We start from the raw sequence: 15,730 nt of genomic DNA on the forward strand, positions 1-15,730 counted from the left end.
ATAGGGGATTTAGTAAAGTTATGTTGCTTTATCTTCTTCTTTTTTTAGTAGAGCAATTTGTTCTTGAGCCATCGCTTCTATATCGAGCTTACCCGTTTTTACATCTTCAACATACAAAGCCATACGTTTGCGATGTTCTACTAATTCTGCAATTTTCAAATCTAACCCTTCAATTACAGATTCACCGCTCAATATGACTTGAGTGTTGAGTTCATCTACTGGAGTAATTCTACATGCCGTTTGTGTATTTAATGATGGACGCTCGTAATCAACTTCGCATGAATGTTGTTCAAAACAACTGTTAAAAAATGGAAATCCAATGCGAATTCCAACCCGTCGATTAGCTGCTGGAAACTCACATTCAACTAATGTTTCTTTGCAATTATTCAGATCATTAAATCTGCTCATTTCATTATTTCCTTTGCTTAAATTAGCGCATCAATATATTTAAACGATAGCGATAAAGACGCTCGGTAACAATGAAGAGAATCGTTATTTATGAATGGATTTCGTTATTTGTTTTTCAGAAAAATCATTGATAGTTAACAACTTTTCTATCTAGTCTATATTCTGAGGTTATTTATTCGAATTTGAATGTTTATAGGGAATATGCATTAATTATCTTGTTTCTTTTTTAGACGATGCTATGATCTTTAAAGAGCGTAGCAGAGCGCTTGTGAGCCGACCAAAGGCGAAGATCACTCCGTATCATCTGTTTCACTAATCATTCACTGTACCTCGTTTGTGAATGCAGTAAGTCGGCTATTGCTATCACTATTTGGAGTGCAGCATGCATAAATCTATTACTACAGGTCTAATATTTCCGTCTGGTCGTTCTGTCAAAAAAGTTAAGCAAGATGCGAAGAAATTAAAAAAAGCAAAAGGTATCACATTAAGCCAAGCACAAAACTTATGCACTAGAGATAATGGTCTAAATCTTGATTGGTACGATGCAATGAATTTTCTTAAAAAACAAGAGACTCAACGAGAAGCAGAATTAGCCAATCTAGGTCGATTAATCATTAAAAATTTAAAAGAAGGTTTGGAATCAAAAAGTCAGTCTAATGATTTGCCCGTATTGAATTATATTCCCACTAACTGTAATCCTAGTGACTTTGGTGAGATTTTTGAAACTGAACCAGCCGATATAGACTTTAATGATCTAATTCGCTCGCGCTCGAAAGATCTCTTATTAGTGAATACTTTTTTATCTAAGAAAACCCAAAGCACTGATGGTACAGTAGAAATATTAATGCTAAAAGACGAACCCATTAATGAAATGGATATAGAGAATAAGCATTCATTGTTTATAGGAACAAGACGAACAACTCATTTAAAATAGCGGTTGATAATTGGTGATTTGCATACGGTACGCAGTGCGCATTACGTGTCTTATGTTAAATAGGGTTTAATTGTACTCTGTTTGATTGTACTCGATATACACCAGTGCTAGCCTTCACATCACTCAATTAGTTCTTTCAATATCAAGTAATTTAACCATAATCATAATCATATTTACCATAAAATAGATGATCAGTATTTATCCAATACACTTCGTGCATTGAATCATACTGATTATCTCAGAGCTATTGTGATTCATTGCTCATATTTGGCATTTTATAATTCAGAGTAAATTGCAAAATGATAGGTTGTTCTTTTTATTTAACTATCCATTAAGTTTAATTGAGTGCCATCTTGGTTGTATTGCATTGCTAACTCTGCTATTTGCTAGTGTTTTACGCATGTGTGCTACTGATATTGATTTGATAACGTCAGGTCTATCATTAATATCGGACTGTATAAAATGGCTGTATCTGCTTACCTATCAATTGAAAGCATCAATAACGGAAAACTGTCTTCTGGCTGCAACACCTGTTTATCAATGGGTAATTCTTATCAATCAAACCATGAAGATGAAATAACGGTATTATCATTTTCGCACTCAGTGGCATATGACAATGGCTCAAAGCATGCGCCTGTGCAGATTGTAAAAAAGATAGATAAAAGCTCTCCTGTTCTTTCTCAAGCCTGTTCTGATGGCGATGAATTAATGTGTAAGCTTCATTTCTATCGCCCAAATGAAAAAGGTGGCATTGAGTTGTTCTATGAAATTGAGTTAACTGGAGCGCTTATACGTTCTTTGGTTACTCATATGCCTCATGTGATCGACTTTAATGGTGATGATATGCAAGAAACCCTTTCTATTTCTTACCGTGATATCCGATGGCGTCACGTCGCAGCAAACACGATTGCTTTCTCTTCTTGGTTAAAACCAATTACAGATAAATAGTAAGTAGATTTGTCATTATGAGTATATCTAAAACAGACATGGATGATGATGAAGTAAACCTTGCTGTCAGAGGTTTATTACGCCAAGCAAATACGCTTAGCATGAGTCATTTAAAAGATCCCCTACTACAACATCAATTTCGCTCTGAGTATCGTTTTTTAGGAAAATGTCTACTGAGTGATTATGAAGGTGGCGTTCTATCAAAAACGAAGGTTGTTAATTATGTCAGGCAAGAGCGACAAAGCCTGATAGACCAATCTATTGAGATAGGAAAATACACCATTGGATTAGTTGCTGGTGTTGGCCAAGTGACTACAGGTTATGGATTGTGTGTCACCTCCTCTATTTTTTCCTTTGTTGGTGCTTCATGGTGTGTTTCTACTGGCGCACCAATGATGCTGCATGGCGGCAATAATATCTATGAGAACTCATACAACATTACGGGAAACATTACTCAAAACTGGAAAAAAAAGTATACTGGCGATTATGGAAGTAATAATAGCTTCTTGAGAAATGGCTATAGAGCTGGCGCTAAACAACTTGGTTATTCTGATGATGAGGGTGATTTAGCTTATGGTTTGGCTGATATCGCGACAAGTTTTTATGGGCTATCCAGTTCATTAAAAACGTCAACGGTAAGTAGCATACCTAACGCTAAGCAGTTTAAATTATATTCATATCATGCAACGGATTATCAAAAAGGCTGGAGAACGATGACTCGTGGAGCATTAACATTTGAAATGATGGGCAATAGTATTACGGCTTATGATGCCTTGACTCCGTATATGAAAGAGAAAGAGAAAGAGAAATGATGTTATTACTTTACATTGGGATCGGTATTGTTGGTGTCCTTTTAAGCTTTATGTTTTCTAGACTTTATATTAAAAATCATAACTCTTTGTACTTGATCTTATATGTGGTGGTTTCATGCATCATTTTTGGTTCACAGCACTACTCAATTTTCTTTGATCAACGTGTAATGGGTTATTGGTTTATGCGTAGTTTTGAAGGAAGCTTTGAGGTTGATGGAACCGTGAGATTCATTGCTTTTGTATTTTTAGTGCTTCACGCCTTAACTATTCCGTTTCCAAGGTCGAGACCACAATAAAGTATTAATCAACTTCTACCATCGGCAATCTAAATTGATCGATTGCCGCATTAATGGCTTGAATATCACTTACTTTAAATATCATGGCTATTTGTCTGTTTGGTTGTTAAGTGAATTTGCTTTAATCCTTTTAAGCAAATCAATTAAATCATCATGATACTTTTGATGCCTTTCATCTTCTGAACCACCTTCAACCATGTCGTTAAATTGATCGGCTGCTGCTTCTATCGCTCTAATATCTTTAGTTGTAAATTGCATATACCTATCCTCTTTTTGTCTTTTTAAATTCTTTTATTATTTCAATTTCAGTTGTAACAGTTCTTTTTATTCGAACTAACCGTAAGGGCTTACCGTGATCATTATGAGCAGATTCAATTTCATTCAAAATATGCGTCAATTGCTCTGCACTCGTAGATTCAAGAGGATATTGCATAATATCTGACCACAGCTTTTTTCTTGGCTTTTCTAAAAATTGTTCTTCGAAATACTCTTCATTTTCAATGATGGTGTCAATCATATTCATATGGTTCCTACTAAATAAATGTCATTTGAATGAAAACTTAATTTTTTTGACGACCAAAAACAATAAACTTAATTAAGGAACTCTGGTTAATCGCTAGCGATAAAACACTCTTCACTCGATCTTTTTTCTTCACATTATCGTAGATATGACGACCATAGCAGTCAGTCGCTAGTAAAAATATAATGGCGGTGAATAAGACTACCTGATGAAACTCAGCCTTCATTGCATACAATAGAATCCATACAGGCAACAGCAAAAGAACAGTTAGAAGATTGTACTTCCACTCTTTGATGCTAATGAGCATAAAGATAATTCTTAACTTTCCTGAAGAAATAGAATTGGTGGGATTACGCGACATTACTTATCACTCCTTGATAACTTAAAACTTCAAATAAATTACAACGTTACTCGAATGCTTTCAAGGGCATTGTTTGTTATTTGGCCGTATCAATGAAGCTTATATTTAATCTAAAATAGCAGATTTGTTTTTTAGAAAAATGAATGACTTCTTATTGTGAGCTAATTAACGGAATTAAGACACGCAATAGCTTTCACCACGTCAACTATGTGTTAATATTTATTTAATATGGATAAAAAAGTTTTTATAAACAGGATTGATTATGGCAACTATTACAGCTAAGTATGAGCAAGCAAAAAAAGATTACGAGTACCTTGAAGCCCATCATGGCGCTGGTCTTGATGACTTTACAGGTGGTTATGTAGCTGATGAAAAGTATATAGAATTGCTCCGTAATCCCACTAAGAAAAATGCTACAAATCATTATGAATCAATGATTACGGCTTTCTCACAAGTTGGTTATGAGCCTAAAGGCCAACCTGATTTTGATGATGAAGGGGTATTGGATATATTCCGTCGTCATTGCTGTGAAGACGAGATCATGTCTTTTTGGGGCGTAGATATTACCGAGCAAGAAGCTGATGAGGAGTAATTTATGAATAATGCAATGGAAGCAAAAAGCAGTAAAACCAAGACCAGTTTTTATCGTAGGCAATTGGTAGCATATTTAATTGATTCAGGTGTGAATACGGTCCCTTCCCTTTTAGACGCAACTCAGATGCCAAAGAGAACACTGCAAGATACAATTTTGGCACTTTCTGAAATCGATATAATTTGTGGTGTTAGTGGTGGCACAAAGAATCGCACTTACTCAATAGAGAGCTGGGGAACCTTCAACAAGAATAAGATTGAAGATAACTTGCCACATATTAAAGATGTATTAAACCTATGACGATTCATTTTGAAGAGAGTAATACATCATTCTAGCTCTATTATAATTGTTAATTAACACGGAAACTGATCATTATGGATCGTCGTTCAAGGTCGAAGTTTTACGAAATCTCTACTCAATTTGACGCAGCAACAAACTCTTTTTATGAGCATTTATCTAGTATCGTTATTGGCGAGAGTAGCGAACAAGCGAATGCAAATCTAATTAATAATGTGATGCATGATATCAATCATAAAGAATGGGAAAAATGGCATAACCAAACAGCCCGACTTGGTGTTTGGTTAAACACCTTTATTTGTAATAACATGAACACGTTAATGCACAAAGACCGTTTATTAACATACAACGGTGCAACGGTAAGTAAAGCATCCATTTCTTATGAGCTTTTTAAATGTCGCCTCAGTGTGGCCGACAAAACTGCTCTTATCGAACTGCATAATTTGATAGAAACGACACTGGTTAAATCAAAGTATGATAGACGTCTGTATGATCGAACAATATCTACTTTTTCAGCAACCGATTTGTTTGGAAAAATATTAAATATAGAAAATGAGTTACGGTCATTATCTGTGCAAAATTACGTGTAATATGAACTTTTCATTTTTCAGAAAAACTCATAAATATAACGAACATTGCCGCCTTTATTTTCTTTGCGGTATAATAGCTACAAAGTTAACGGGGTTTTAACACGACGCCTTCATTATACCGTTAAGTGAGATAATTATTAATTACAGATTGGAGTAAGGAAGATCATGGCTAAATAATCAACAACTTAAAGGCCGAGCGTTATTTACGTCTACTCATGAAGGTAAATTAATTATTCGATGGATTGATGTTAACGATTTGGCTCTTTTTCAATGCGAGTTTTTAACTAATGCAAAGCGAGTTACTAAATCACGCATTACTTGCCCTCAATTACATTGTCCTGTTGATTTATTAACGGGGCTTGATGGTATGAATTACGTTCTTTATGTGGATGATTATTCAGTTAGAAAAGCGTCTAATGATGATATGCTTCTATTTAATAAAAAGATAAGTAACTAGATAACAGCTACAGAGTGAAGGTGACTATAGAAACTCAGACAGCACAGCTCCGACACACTGCCAGCGAACTTTCGTAGCATAGCTAATCACTGGTGCATTGGGCGCAACTGATTGCACTGAAAGGTTACGTTAACTTTGCTTTGTAGCTTCTCTAACATATTGAGTATTTAAAATGTCTAAAATTGATGAATTGGTAAAGAAACAAAGAAAGCTCACCACAGCCGCCAATACTATTCAGAACGAATTATTAACGTATACCGCTGACGCATCATTACTAACAGGCGAACAGAAAAAAACGTTGTATGACGCTATTGCTATCTTGAGAGAATCAAAATTACGTTATCAGCATAAGAAAGAAAAAGAAGCCAGAGCTGAATTAAAACATAAGCGTGATTTGAAAACTGTCGAAAATATAAATCATACCGTCGCTGTAAAACTGGTTAATGGATTGGGAATAAAGAGCTGCGCTGCGCTTATCTTTTATGAGCACAGAACTAGTGCTAAAACCAATACGCTAATTCACCCAGATAAATGTGTCCCTGCTTATTTTAAACATTGGCTTTCTAAGGCCCAATGCGATCATGACGATTTACTTACGTTGATTTCTGAAATTAAACGAACTGCGGTCACGAATATAAAAGACGTTATTATTCCTGATGAGTACAAAGTGTTTAGGGGCTCATTTGCAAATGATGATTATGATCCTAATTACTATCACCCTCAAAAATTAACTTATGATATTGGCTTAGATTTTTTACACAACACATTGTCTTATAACTTTTCAGAAGAAGCTTTTGATTTTATCAATGAGGTGGTTAGATTGGTGGAGTTAAGCAATGGGGTTACAAAAAACTTACAAGAGCTATTGAACTGGAAAAGTTAATAAATTATGGATTGTAGTTTTTTAGAAAAATGAAGATAAGGGGAGTTCAAACTGACTCCCCTTTGTAATTAAAGCTATTACTTATCGTTTAATCCATATTTACGTTCACGTAACCAGAATGCATACCCACCCCCTTCCAATATATTACATATTTGGCCACGAATACTTGATGGGTCGTTGACTGAACCATCTTCCACAGATCCCGATTGATACGTAAGAGTTTCATTATCATTTTTAGCGATGATGATTTGTTCAGCATCACTATTCACAACAAGATTGGCATTATGAGTAACAATGATCACTTGTCGATATTTCTTTATTTTTCTGAAAATCGGAACAAGTTTATTCATGATAAAATCATTGTCTAAATCATCTTCTGGCTGGTCAAATATAAATGGTGAGCCGAATGGGTCCGTTGCTAGTTTAAGGCATACATAGAACGTCCCTCGCTGTCCTACAGACAGTTGCGTTACTGTTTTACCTTTATAGAGAAATTCAGCATTCGCATGAAGGTAAGTTTGAATATTTTGCGGTAGGTACAAGAAATCTAACAACTCAAAGCGTCCACCTTGGTTGAAATATTCTGTTTCCCAGCAAAAACCTTCAAGAGTTACGGTTTTATCTGGAGATAACACGATCATCTCTTCATTAGAAATTAGGCGATAAAAATCTTCATATGTATTGATTGGGAACGTTGCTTGTAAACGCTGGATTGAAGTTTGTGTCGCTGTTTCTCTGAACTTTCCACCGTTTAATTTACTCAGAAGAAGAGAGAAAAACTTCTCTTTGTTAAAGTAAATGGCCCCGAAAATAGAAATGTCGCTCAATATTTCTTTAACTAATTCGTTTTGTTCGGCTGTCCACGTTGAATTCTCGGTTAGCAACGAGTTAAATGCGGTGGTTATGGCGCTTGAATTGCTTTCTAAGTAGGTTTTATGTAAATCACTTAACTGACCGCGATCTAGAATGCTTTGGTGGTACTCTGCGGTTCTCGCTGTGATTTCTGTTAATTTCTCATTAGCCGCATCGATGTTTCGTTGATACTCGGTTACTTTTCCAAGCAATGATGAAATGTCTTGTGTGATCCCTTGTGATTGGAACGCAACTACGATCTCTTGATTACTTAAACCTAACGCTGTGATTTGCCCTCTCGCTAACAAATCGTTAGCTTCAATAGCCGCTGTTGCAGCATGATAATCAATTGATGGAATGGTGGTGGTACTAAACTCACTTTGATTATGGCCATCTATCGTCGTGTTAATTGGGTCTATCTGCTGAGTGAACGAGGCTTTTATTTGAGCTGATTTCGAGAGGTAAGCGGTTAACTTATTCACCTGAGCAACATTGACTTGGTATTGCTCTATATGACTTTGGTTTTCAACACTGGTTAATGTTGCAATAAGACCTTGGTAATCAGTAATAATGGTATTTTGATATGTATCTGTATTGATTCTATTACTACGTTCATCGGTTGTACTCCAATAACCAATAAAAGCGCGGTATTTAGTTAAGGCATCTTCAACAACGCTTGTTGTTACAGGGTTGAAGGCATCACTAGTTAGCCCGAGCATTTCTTTAATTTCTTTGCTTAATTGTTCAGGGTTTTGACTAACGGATTGTATGTCGCCTTGTGATACGTGTAAGTAATCGTAGGTGTTGCTTGTATCATTAAAGTTAAGTAATGAGCCATTACCTTGATCTAATACAAGTGAAAACTGCTCAGTATTGATTTGACGAGTTGGATTTGTGCCTAGTGGACCATGTCTAAATTTAGAACGAATGGAATCTAACAGGATACTTTTTCCTGTTCCTCTTCCCCCGATGATTGCGGCCATATTTGGATTTAATTCGATGGTTGTATCATCAAATTTTAACGGTTGGCCAGCGATAATACTTCCGTTGGCTGTAATTGATTTAAATCGAGGTTTGGCAAAGGTACGCTCAATAAAGTTATCCTCAATTTGAATTCGGGCTTCAGGTTCAATAAGTAACTGACGAAGACCTTCAAATGTTGGCCTTGCTTTAATCCATGAATACTGTGAGCCAATATCGTTAAATTGATGAGCGTCTGAGCATTTAAAAACGGGGCGTTCTTTAGCGTGCTCATATCGACTTGTATTTAGGAAAAAGGTTCGGTCACGATCAGTGGATCCAAAAACGAAATCAGCCCCTTTCTCTAACTCAAGAGCCATCGCGACTGAGCGCCCTTCTGTTCTATGTGGTCTAAATCCACCATATCCGTTCGGACAAATACCAATAAGGTAGTCTGTCCCTCGCTGTAAATGTGATGCTAGATGTTTGCTTAATTCTTTAAAATCAACCACGGCTTGATCTGGTTGCACACTATTTAATTGCATGCTGGTTTCACTACAATAAACGGCAGTACCAGTGGGTGACGTGTTTGTTATCGGCATGGCTGATAAAATGGCATTAATTCGTTCTGTGGTTAATTTTTCAGAAAAAACCACATGTATATTGATCCACTCTCCGTTGTTATTCGGTTGACCAATTCTAAATTCAACATTACCAAGGACGGTAATACGATGGCCCTGAGTTCGTATTTCATTTTTAACTATTTCTAGCTCATTATCTTTGAAATAAAAGTAGTTAGTTACTCCGATTAGATCTAATTCTTCAGCCGCAAGCTTAGATACATAATCAGAAATAGAGCATTGAAAGCCAGCCCCATTTAAGTGAGTCATTGGGGTATGGATATGCAAATCCCATTTTTTCCATGTAGAACCGTTCATAAATAGCCTTAGTCTTTTTTATTGTGTAATTATGCGCGGATAATACCAAAGGTGGTTTGCTTTCCAAAGAATAAACAACGGGAATAAATGATGTTCAACTGCTAGTTTGAGGTATCACACCTAACTTACTTCTGGTTACTTAGTTATAATAATAATTGAATTTATTATCGTGAGGTCATCATGGAACGCTGGTCTTTTTTATTGGCTCCTTACTCATTAAATCACCCTTACCGACAAGACATTGAAGCGTTGATTCTATTTGTGAATCAAGAGGGACGTGATTGTGATTTAGAGAGGAATCGTTGTTATGAATACTTCTATATTTTTGAAAAATCATTATTACATCATCTGAATACCAGTTATGAGTATCTTTCTCAGAGTGACGATGAGTTTGTATTTTATTATATGCAATCTAATGGGCAACAAGTTCACCGATTTTGTGCATTATTATCTCGTTTAATCAAGGGGGAGCTGTTGGCTCTTAATCCGAACGATAAGATTCAATTTAATTATCTATGCAAGCAATCTCAAATGATTAACTGATTTAAACGTGCAACCAGCATGACTATTTGCTATATTTACACTGTATATTTTAACAGTGTTTTTAGTTGAATGTGTTTTTTAGAAAAACGCATTAAAGGGTGTGGTGGTTTTAATGCAAATAAATAGCAACAATATTTTAAGCCAATCATTAATCAATCTTCAAGAGGTTGATACTCCCCCTACCCTGCGTTATATCTACACGTTACGAGCTGAAAGCTCCCGTAAGACGATGGAATACACTCTTAATGGGTTTGCTAAGGTATTAAACATTTCACATCATAAGCTTATTCCGTGGGAAAAATTGACTGATTACCATATTGCAATGGTGCTTAATCAATTGGAAGAAAACGGAATAAAAGACACTCGTTTAAATACGTATTTAACTGCAATTAAGCGCTCTGCAACCTTTGCAAATGGTATGGGCCGTTTGCCGACTGATGTCCTTTTTCGTATCACCCAAATTCAGCCAAGAAAAGGCCGCTCAGTAAGTAAAGCTCGACCACTAAAGGCTTTTGAAATGTCTGAGCTTTTCATCACGAACGGACCGACTCTTCGAGATAAGAGAAACAATGCCATGTTTGCTTTACTTGTCGGTTGCGGCTTGCGTTGTACCGAGTTGATGACCTTATCTATTACTGCGTTTGAGTATAAAGACAATCAAGATTGGATCCGCTTTTATGGTAAAGGACACGTTGAACGTCGTGTACCAGTGAATGCGGATACATTAAGATTTGTAAAAGAATGGGAATTGGTTAGAGAGCAGTTAAATATCACTTCGGAGACATTATTTGTAAAAATGCGCAGAGGGGATACTTTTATTGATGAACCAATCCAAGCAAGATCCAGCGTCTATCGTGTTGTGCAAAATCGATGCTTGCAATTGGGTTCTAAATTCATGATTAGCCCACATGATCTTCGACGTACTACAGCAACCATATTATATCATGCAGGGGTTCGAATTTCGGTTATTCAAGATATTTTAGGCCATGCAGATTCAAAAACAACGCAGCGTTATATCCAAAAAGACGATAACCTATTAATAGATGCAATAAAAAAGGTGTCATTACCATCGAGTGAAATGCCGTTAACGCAATCGTGACCGTTGGCCTATGTGTAATTGAAGATCCAGTAATGATAACCCTTCATCTTCTATTTGTTTTATAAATGAACTTATTTTCTTTTCTTTTATCACTTGGGCTTTTTGCTTTTGTTCTTCATCTGTTTTTCGTTGCTGATTTAATAAAGATAAACGCTCAATAATAAGAGTTGTTTCTTCAATCGTTAACATTGAAGTAGCAAATGATATTAAGGAGCGTTCATTTAGTAACGTTTTCTTAAATTCTTTCATTATAAATCCATTTAGTGTTTAACATTGTCTAATGGATTTATTATAGAAACAAAAGTCACTTAATATTTTATATTTATTGTTAATTGAGTCCCATTGTTCTAAAAATTAATACATGACTTCAATACGACTAAATTTCATGCTTGCAGCGTTCTTAACTGTTCTTTGAGTGCAACTACTACCATTTCCCCCAATTAATCTATAACCATCGTAACCCGTGACAGTCTTATAGCAACCCCTCGCGGTGGTTGTATTAAAACTCCATGTGCATTGTGTAGTGTAACGTTTACCGCCACAGCCATCAGTTTTCCCACCACCAGCAGAGGCACTTACTGTTCGATTAATATGTGCACCAAACCACGCTTCTCCTGAACCAGATCCATTAAATCGAATTCGTTTTGGTTGCCCTGCAAGTTTATAAGATGCAGAGGTAGAGTTAGAACCAGCATAAACACTAACCCATACATTTGTTGGTGGACCTACAGGCTTTTCAGGTTCTTTGTTACCAAGTTCTTCTTTTAGATCGTTACACAGACTCACATAGGAAGGATGGGTACAATCAATTGGAGGAAGGTTATTGCTTGGACCGTCATTGGGATCGGGAGCGGCTGCAAAATCACTATCAATACCGCCTGTTTTATCACGAGTACCTACGGAATCATCATTATCACCGATCTCTCGAATTACAACGGTAATATCATCACGTTTCGATTCCATGCCATCGTGATCAATTGCATTAACAGGAATACGAACGACCTCATCAATAGAGTTGTTTTGACTACTTGTTCCAGCGATTACGACGAGACTGAGTAAGGAGGTAGCTATCGCATAGGCTAAAGTTGTACGTTTCATAAGAAATCCCTTTATATAGAAATAAGTGAAATAGAAACAGACAATGCGACATAATGATATAGGCTAATAATCGCACAATTCTGTTTTTTTGTAAAATACCACAAAACAAATGTAATCGCATTATGATTAAAATTAAAATCCAAAAAAAGTGGAGCTATTGGCTCCACCTTTTGATTTATGTAGTTATTTACGTTTATTTGCTGATTTTTCTTCTTACAACATACAAACAAGACAGCATTAATAAGCTAAAGAATGAGACACTACCTCCTGAATCACCGCCACCGTTATCAGGATTTGGAATGCCTGTTTCTGGGTCGGGATTTGGTGTAATTACTGGCTCCCATAAAGTATTAATGGCAGTGATATCGATCAATTTATTCTGAACTTCATTTTGGCCAACGACAACCGCATAAGTATTATTGATTTCACTGTGCGCTTGTTCAAATACACCATAGACAGTATTGAAATCAATTTTAATGATTTCTGAACTTGCTTGGCCTGATGTAAATTCGATACTTTGCGGTGCTAATGCGTTTTGACCATTATAAGCCGCTCCCCCTGCAATATAAAGAGTCATGGCTTCGGTTGCTGAAGTGTCGTTTCGTTGCGCTACAAAATCAAACGTTTGGTCATTGATGTTTTCAGTAACCGTTAAACGGATAGTTTGGTTATTGCGAGAGCCTACTTCAAATTCAGCCGCAAGCGGTGCGTATTGATTGGTAAATCCGACCATGTTTGCACTTGGTGTTGTATTACAATCGCTTGCCCCTGAAATAGTCATTTGTGCAAATGGAATTGTTGAAATAACAGAAGTCATTAATGAACCGTACCCATTATCACACGTTCTGGCATAGCCATCTTCTCGGCCACTGGCATCATCATTAAAACGAACAGCAGCAGCTTGATCGTGCATTGCACCAACTGAGTGAAGCACTTCATGACTAAGAACGAACGGATAACTATTATCACCCCCTTTTCCTAATGTCATGTTTGTGGCTAAACCAATCTTTGCGATATTGTTTGGATACCATGTGTAGTGGCTGTTTTTTCTATGATCGCCATAGCCAATAGTGCCACCATTTGGAAGGAACAAACCAATTGCCATATCACCGACATTGGTTTCAACTGCGGTTGCACCGGTATCCATATCTGAGCGACCAGTTTGAACATTCTCTGTACCTGTCCATGAACTTACACTGGCTACATGAGTTGGCTTTAACTCAAGGTTAACGCCTTTACGGTCAAACAGATCGTTTGCCACTTCAATCGAGCGATAAAAGCCAACGACTTCAGATGATAAGTTGATACTGTTATCGTATTCATAAGGTTGAGGATAGAACAAGCTCAATTCGAAAGTGCTTGTTGAACCCGCAGCATTCACGCTAAGTGAATGAGCAAGAGTAAGAGCGAACAATGTTTTAGTACGTAGTTGCATGGTAATCCTTCCTATGCGTTTGTTTAACTGACCCTGTCATTATACCGCAAAGCAATCAATATGGTAGTGTTTTTTTTATAAAATACTAACATTAGATTATCAAACCCCTCTATATACGACAATAAATACCTAATCAATCTAGGGTACAACATAACATTGTATTTATAAATATTGCGACTCAACCCACGCATACCTAAAAAGGATTAACCTTGTTGATACTTTTCTTTTTTTTCTTTCTTCTTTTTTTCTTTTTCTTTTTTTTCGCGCAAGCGCAAGGTCAGCAAGAAATAGGCGGGATTTCAGCGAGTGACTACGGCTTTATACCCCTTTGCTATGTTGTACCCTAGATTATATGGATAGTTGGTGTTGTATATAGTGACACTGTCACATGTTTAATAATTAGTCATTTAATGGAAGTAACTTAAGGGTTAATATTTTTCCGAAAAACCCAATTGCTTTATAGCAATTGGCCATAATCATTCATTTATTCACAACCATCCTCTTCTACCTTTACCTAATGCTTAAAGATAATTGGGATTCATTTTTTTAATGATCGCTCTGAACGTTACTCTTTAAAGCCAAATCATTTTTACTGGATGTTACTTTCTAAGGCCAAACCGCTTCTACTGGATGTTACTTTCTAAGGCCAAACCGCTTCTACTGGATGTTACTTTCTAAAACCAAACCGCTTCTACTGGATGTTACTTTCCAAAACCAAACCGCTTCTACTGGATGTTACTTTCCAAAACCAAACCGCTTCTACTGGATGTTACTTTCTAAAACCAAACCACTTCTACTGGATGTTACTTTCTAAAACCAAACCGCTTCTACTGGATGTTACTTTCCAAAACCAAACCGCTTCTACTGGATGTTACTTTCTAAAACCAAACCACTTCTACTGGATGTTACTTTCCAAAACCAAACCGCTTCTACTGGATGTTACTTTCTAAAACCAAACCCCTTCTACTGGATGTTACTTTCTAAAACCAAACCGCTTTCTACTGGATGTTACTTTCCAAAACCAAACCGCTTCTACTGGATGTTACTTTCTAAAACCAAACCCCTTCTACTGGATGTTACTTTCACTAATTCGGCTCTCTAATAAGTGGTTAATTGGTTAACTTATAGCCAAAAAACAACAAATTTCATTACTACAAATAAATATATATTTCAAGCCCGTTCAAGCTTTAAAAAAAACACCAATAGCGATGTTTTATGTTTAAATATCGCCTTCATTGAAAGTAACTTTTCCATCTCGAATTTTTCCGAAAAATCTTTTGAGCCCTTATAGGCTGTAGTATCGAAAGTAACTATCGTCACTTTAAATTATCCGAACATTGAAATGACAGGTTAGAATTTTAAATCTTTTTCCTTAACTCACCTTGTTAGCGTTTTATACGTGATATCTCAAAATTTCACTCAAATAATGTGCATTTACTTAAATTCCCTCATTAAAAATGAAGGAAGATTGGCTATTTAGTGTCATTCATAGAACTCAAACCTCTTTAATATTTCTTAAAAAGAAAAACATAAAACACGATATTAGGTTATCCACAATTAAAATTACCAATACCTTAATAAGCTGTTAGTAACCTGTGCTATTAATGGATGTTACTTTCTAAAGTAATGGAAGTAACTAATGAGATCATTGGAGTTCGTTTTCGAGTTTAACAGATGGTTTTATATGATCGAGGCATGTTATTTTCA

General features: G+C 36.2%; 19 protein-coding genes. 11 read left to right on the top strand and 8 right to left on the bottom strand.

Annotation, left to right across the window (positions count from 1 at the left end):
- Positions 1 to 18: 18 nt before the first annotated feature.
- Positions 19 to 408, bottom strand: coding sequence for a hypothetical protein (locus AC2IP4_RS20845; RefSeq protein WP_486317209.1), 390 nt, complete (start codon positions 406 to 408; stop codon positions 19 to 21).
- Between the two features lie 382 nt (positions 409 to 790).
- Between AC2IP4_RS20845 and AC2IP4_RS20850 the strand changes: the two genes are divergently transcribed.
- From AC2IP4_RS20850 to AC2IP4_RS20865, 4 genes are all read left to right on the top strand, one after another.
- The gene (locus AC2IP4_RS20850; protein ID WP_486317210.1) at positions 791 to 1,342 is read left to right on the top strand and encodes a hypothetical protein; all 552 of its coding nucleotides are present in this window, start codon (positions 791 to 793) and stop codon (positions 1,340 to 1,342) included.
- Between the two features lie 462 nt (positions 1,343 to 1,804).
- Positions 1,805 to 2,290 (top strand): type VI secretion system tube protein TssD, encoded by a 486-nt coding sequence (tssD, locus tag AC2IP4_RS20855; protein WP_486317211.1) that lies wholly within the window; start codon positions 1,805 to 1,807, stop codon positions 2,288 to 2,290.
- Positions 2,291 to 2,307: 17 nt separating this feature from the next.
- Positions 2,308 to 3,102 carry a DUF4225 domain-containing protein gene (locus tag AC2IP4_RS20860; RefSeq protein ID WP_486317212.1) on the top strand — a complete coding sequence of 265 codons (795 nt, stop codon included), beginning with the start codon at positions 2,308 to 2,310 and terminating at the stop codon, positions 3,100 to 3,102.
- Positions 3,099 to 3,398, top strand: a complete 300-nt coding sequence (locus AC2IP4_RS20865; RefSeq protein WP_486317213.1) for a hypothetical protein — start codon at positions 3,099 to 3,101, stop codon at positions 3,396 to 3,398. Before AC2IP4_RS20860 ends, AC2IP4_RS20865 begins: the two co-directional genes overlap by 4 nt.
- A gap of 87 nt (positions 3,399 to 3,485) precedes the next feature.
- Here the strand turns inward: AC2IP4_RS20865 and AC2IP4_RS20870 are convergent, their stop codons facing one another.
- Genes AC2IP4_RS20870 through AC2IP4_RS20880 form a run of 3 tightly spaced genes read right to left on the bottom strand, consistent with a single transcriptional unit; the run spans position 3,486 to position 4,279 of the window.
- Positions 3,486 to 3,656 (bottom strand): hypothetical protein, encoded by a 171-nt coding sequence (locus AC2IP4_RS20870; RefSeq protein WP_012534552.1) that lies wholly within the window; start codon positions 3,654 to 3,656, stop codon positions 3,486 to 3,488.
- 4 nt (positions 3,657 to 3,660) lie between these two features.
- Positions 3,661 to 3,921, bottom strand: a complete 261-nt coding sequence (locus AC2IP4_RS20875) for a hypothetical protein (RefSeq protein ID WP_486317214.1) — start codon at positions 3,919 to 3,921, stop codon at positions 3,661 to 3,663.
- A gap of 37 nt (positions 3,922 to 3,958) precedes the next feature.
- Positions 3,959 to 4,279, bottom strand: a complete 321-nt coding sequence (locus tag AC2IP4_RS20880; RefSeq protein WP_486317215.1) for a hypothetical protein — start codon at positions 4,277 to 4,279, stop codon at positions 3,959 to 3,961.
- Between the two features lie 262 nt (positions 4,280 to 4,541).
- Here AC2IP4_RS20880 and AC2IP4_RS20885 point away from each other — a divergent pair, with 262 nt between their 5' ends.
- The 5 genes from AC2IP4_RS20885 to AC2IP4_RS20905 all read left to right on the top strand — a co-directional run bounded on the left by AC2IP4_RS20885 (position 4,542) and on the right by AC2IP4_RS20905 (position 7,098).
- A complete protein-coding gene (locus tag AC2IP4_RS20885; RefSeq protein ID WP_486317216.1) occupies positions 4,542 to 4,871 on the top strand; it encodes a hypothetical protein in 330 nt (109 codons plus the stop codon).
- 3 nt (positions 4,872 to 4,874) lie between these two features.
- Entirely contained in the window at positions 4,875 to 5,171 is a 297-nt protein-coding gene (locus AC2IP4_RS20890) for a helix-turn-helix domain-containing protein (protein ID WP_255257975.1), read from the top strand.
- Between the two features lie 74 nt (positions 5,172 to 5,245).
- A complete protein-coding gene (locus AC2IP4_RS20895) occupies positions 5,246 to 5,758 on the top strand; it encodes a hypothetical protein (protein WP_486317217.1) in 513 nt (170 codons plus the stop codon).
- Between the two features lie 256 nt (positions 5,759 to 6,014).
- On the top strand, positions 6,015 to 6,215 hold the full coding sequence (locus AC2IP4_RS20900; RefSeq protein ID WP_274440597.1) for a hypothetical protein: 201 nt from the start codon (positions 6,015 to 6,017) through the stop codon (positions 6,213 to 6,215).
- A gap of 172 nt (positions 6,216 to 6,387) precedes the next feature.
- Positions 6,388 to 7,098 (top strand): hypothetical protein, encoded by a 711-nt coding sequence (locus AC2IP4_RS20905; RefSeq protein WP_486317218.1) that lies wholly within the window; start codon positions 6,388 to 6,390, stop codon positions 7,096 to 7,098.
- 77 nt (positions 7,099 to 7,175) lie between these two features.
- Here the strand turns inward: AC2IP4_RS20905 and AC2IP4_RS20910 are convergent, their stop codons facing one another.
- Entirely contained in the window at positions 7,176 to 9,848 is a 2,673-nt protein-coding gene (locus tag AC2IP4_RS20910; protein WP_486317219.1) for a TrlF family AAA-like ATPase, read from the bottom strand.
- Between the two features lie 180 nt (positions 9,849 to 10,028).
- Here AC2IP4_RS20910 and AC2IP4_RS20915 point away from each other — a divergent pair, with 180 nt between their 5' ends.
- Complete coding sequence (locus AC2IP4_RS20915; RefSeq protein ID WP_192957835.1) at positions 10,029 to 10,391, top strand: hypothetical protein; 363 nt, start codon at positions 10,029 to 10,031, stop codon at positions 10,389 to 10,391.
- A 112-nt stretch (positions 10,392 to 10,503) separates the two neighbouring features.
- A complete protein-coding gene (locus AC2IP4_RS20920) occupies positions 10,504 to 11,490 on the top strand; it encodes a tyrosine-type recombinase/integrase (RefSeq protein WP_486317220.1) in 987 nt (328 codons plus the stop codon).
- Here the strand turns inward: AC2IP4_RS20920 and AC2IP4_RS20925 are convergent.
- The 3 genes from AC2IP4_RS20925 to AC2IP4_RS20935 all read right to left on the bottom strand — a co-directional run bounded on the left by AC2IP4_RS20925 (position 11,476) and on the right by AC2IP4_RS20935 (position 14,023).
- The gene (locus AC2IP4_RS20925; protein WP_486317221.1) at positions 11,476 to 11,739 is read right to left on the bottom strand and encodes an H-NS family histone-like protein; all 264 of its coding nucleotides are present in this window, start codon (positions 11,737 to 11,739) and stop codon (positions 11,476 to 11,478) included. The genes AC2IP4_RS20920 and AC2IP4_RS20925 overlap by 15 nt on opposite strands.
- A 105-nt stretch (positions 11,740 to 11,844) precedes the next feature.
- A complete protein-coding gene (locus tag AC2IP4_RS20930) occupies positions 11,845 to 12,588 on the bottom strand; it encodes a hypothetical protein (protein ID WP_486317222.1) in 744 nt (247 codons plus the stop codon).
- 193 nt (positions 12,589 to 12,781) lie between these two features.
- On the bottom strand, positions 12,782 to 14,023 hold the full coding sequence (locus AC2IP4_RS20935; protein ID WP_486317223.1) for a GlyGly-CTERM sorting domain-containing protein: 1,242 nt from the start codon (positions 14,021 to 14,023) through the stop codon (positions 12,782 to 12,784).
- Between the last annotated feature and the right edge of the window lie 1,707 nt (positions 14,024 to 15,730).

The sequence above is a fragment of the Aliivibrio thorii genome, assembly GCF_057368585.1.

Coding starts and splice junctions, on each gene's coding strand:
- AC2IP4_RS20845 (WP_486317209.1), bottom strand. CDS start 408: ATGAGCAGATTTAATGATCTGAATAATTGCAAAGAAACATTAGTTGAA.
- AC2IP4_RS20930 (WP_486317222.1), bottom strand. CDS start 12,588: ATGAAACGTACAACTTTAGCCTATGCGATAGCTACCTCCTTACTCAGT.
- tssD (WP_486317211.1), top strand. CDS start 1,805: ATGGCTGTATCTGCTTACCTATCAATTGAAAGCATCAATAACGGAAAA.
- AC2IP4_RS20895 (WP_486317217.1), top strand. CDS start 5,246: ATGGATCGTCGTTCAAGGTCGAAGTTTTACGAAATCTCTACTCAATTT.
- AC2IP4_RS20905 (WP_486317218.1), top strand. CDS start 6,388: ATGTCTAAAATTGATGAATTGGTAAAGAAACAAAGAAAGCTCACCACA.
- AC2IP4_RS20865 (WP_486317213.1), top strand. CDS start 3,099: ATGATGTTATTACTTTACATTGGGATCGGTATTGTTGGTGTCCTTTTA.
- AC2IP4_RS20875 (WP_486317214.1), bottom strand. CDS start 3,921: ATGAATATGATTGACACCATCATTGAAAATGAAGAGTATTTCGAAGAA.
- AC2IP4_RS20935 (WP_486317223.1), bottom strand. CDS start 14,023: ATGCAACTACGTACTAAAACATTGTTCGCTCTTACTCTTGCTCATTCA.
- AC2IP4_RS20885 (WP_486317216.1), top strand. CDS start 4,542: ATGGCAACTATTACAGCTAAGTATGAGCAAGCAAAAAAAGATTACGAG.
- AC2IP4_RS20925 (WP_486317221.1), bottom strand. CDS start 11,739: ATGAAAGAATTTAAGAAAACGTTACTAAATGAACGCTCCTTAATATCA.
- AC2IP4_RS20870 (WP_012534552.1), bottom strand. CDS start 3,656: ATGCAATTTACAACTAAAGATATTAGAGCGATAGAAGCAGCAGCCGAT.
- AC2IP4_RS20880 (WP_486317215.1), bottom strand. CDS start 4,279: ATGTCGCGTAATCCCACCAATTCTATTTCTTCAGGAAAGTTAAGAATT.
- AC2IP4_RS20890 (WP_255257975.1), top strand. CDS start 4,875: ATGAATAATGCAATGGAAGCAAAAAGCAGTAAAACCAAGACCAGTTTT.
- AC2IP4_RS20850 (WP_486317210.1), top strand. CDS start 791: ATGCATAAATCTATTACTACAGGTCTAATATTTCCGTCTGGTCGTTCT.
- AC2IP4_RS20860 (WP_486317212.1), top strand. CDS start 2,308: ATGAGTATATCTAAAACAGACATGGATGATGATGAAGTAAACCTTGCT.
- AC2IP4_RS20920 (WP_486317220.1), top strand. CDS start 10,504: ATGCAAATAAATAGCAACAATATTTTAAGCCAATCATTAATCAATCTT.
- AC2IP4_RS20915 (WP_192957835.1), top strand. CDS start 10,029: ATGGAACGCTGGTCTTTTTTATTGGCTCCTTACTCATTAAATCACCCT.
- AC2IP4_RS20910 (WP_486317219.1), bottom strand. CDS start 9,848: ATGAACGGTTCTACATGGAAAAAATGGGATTTGCATATCCATACCCCA.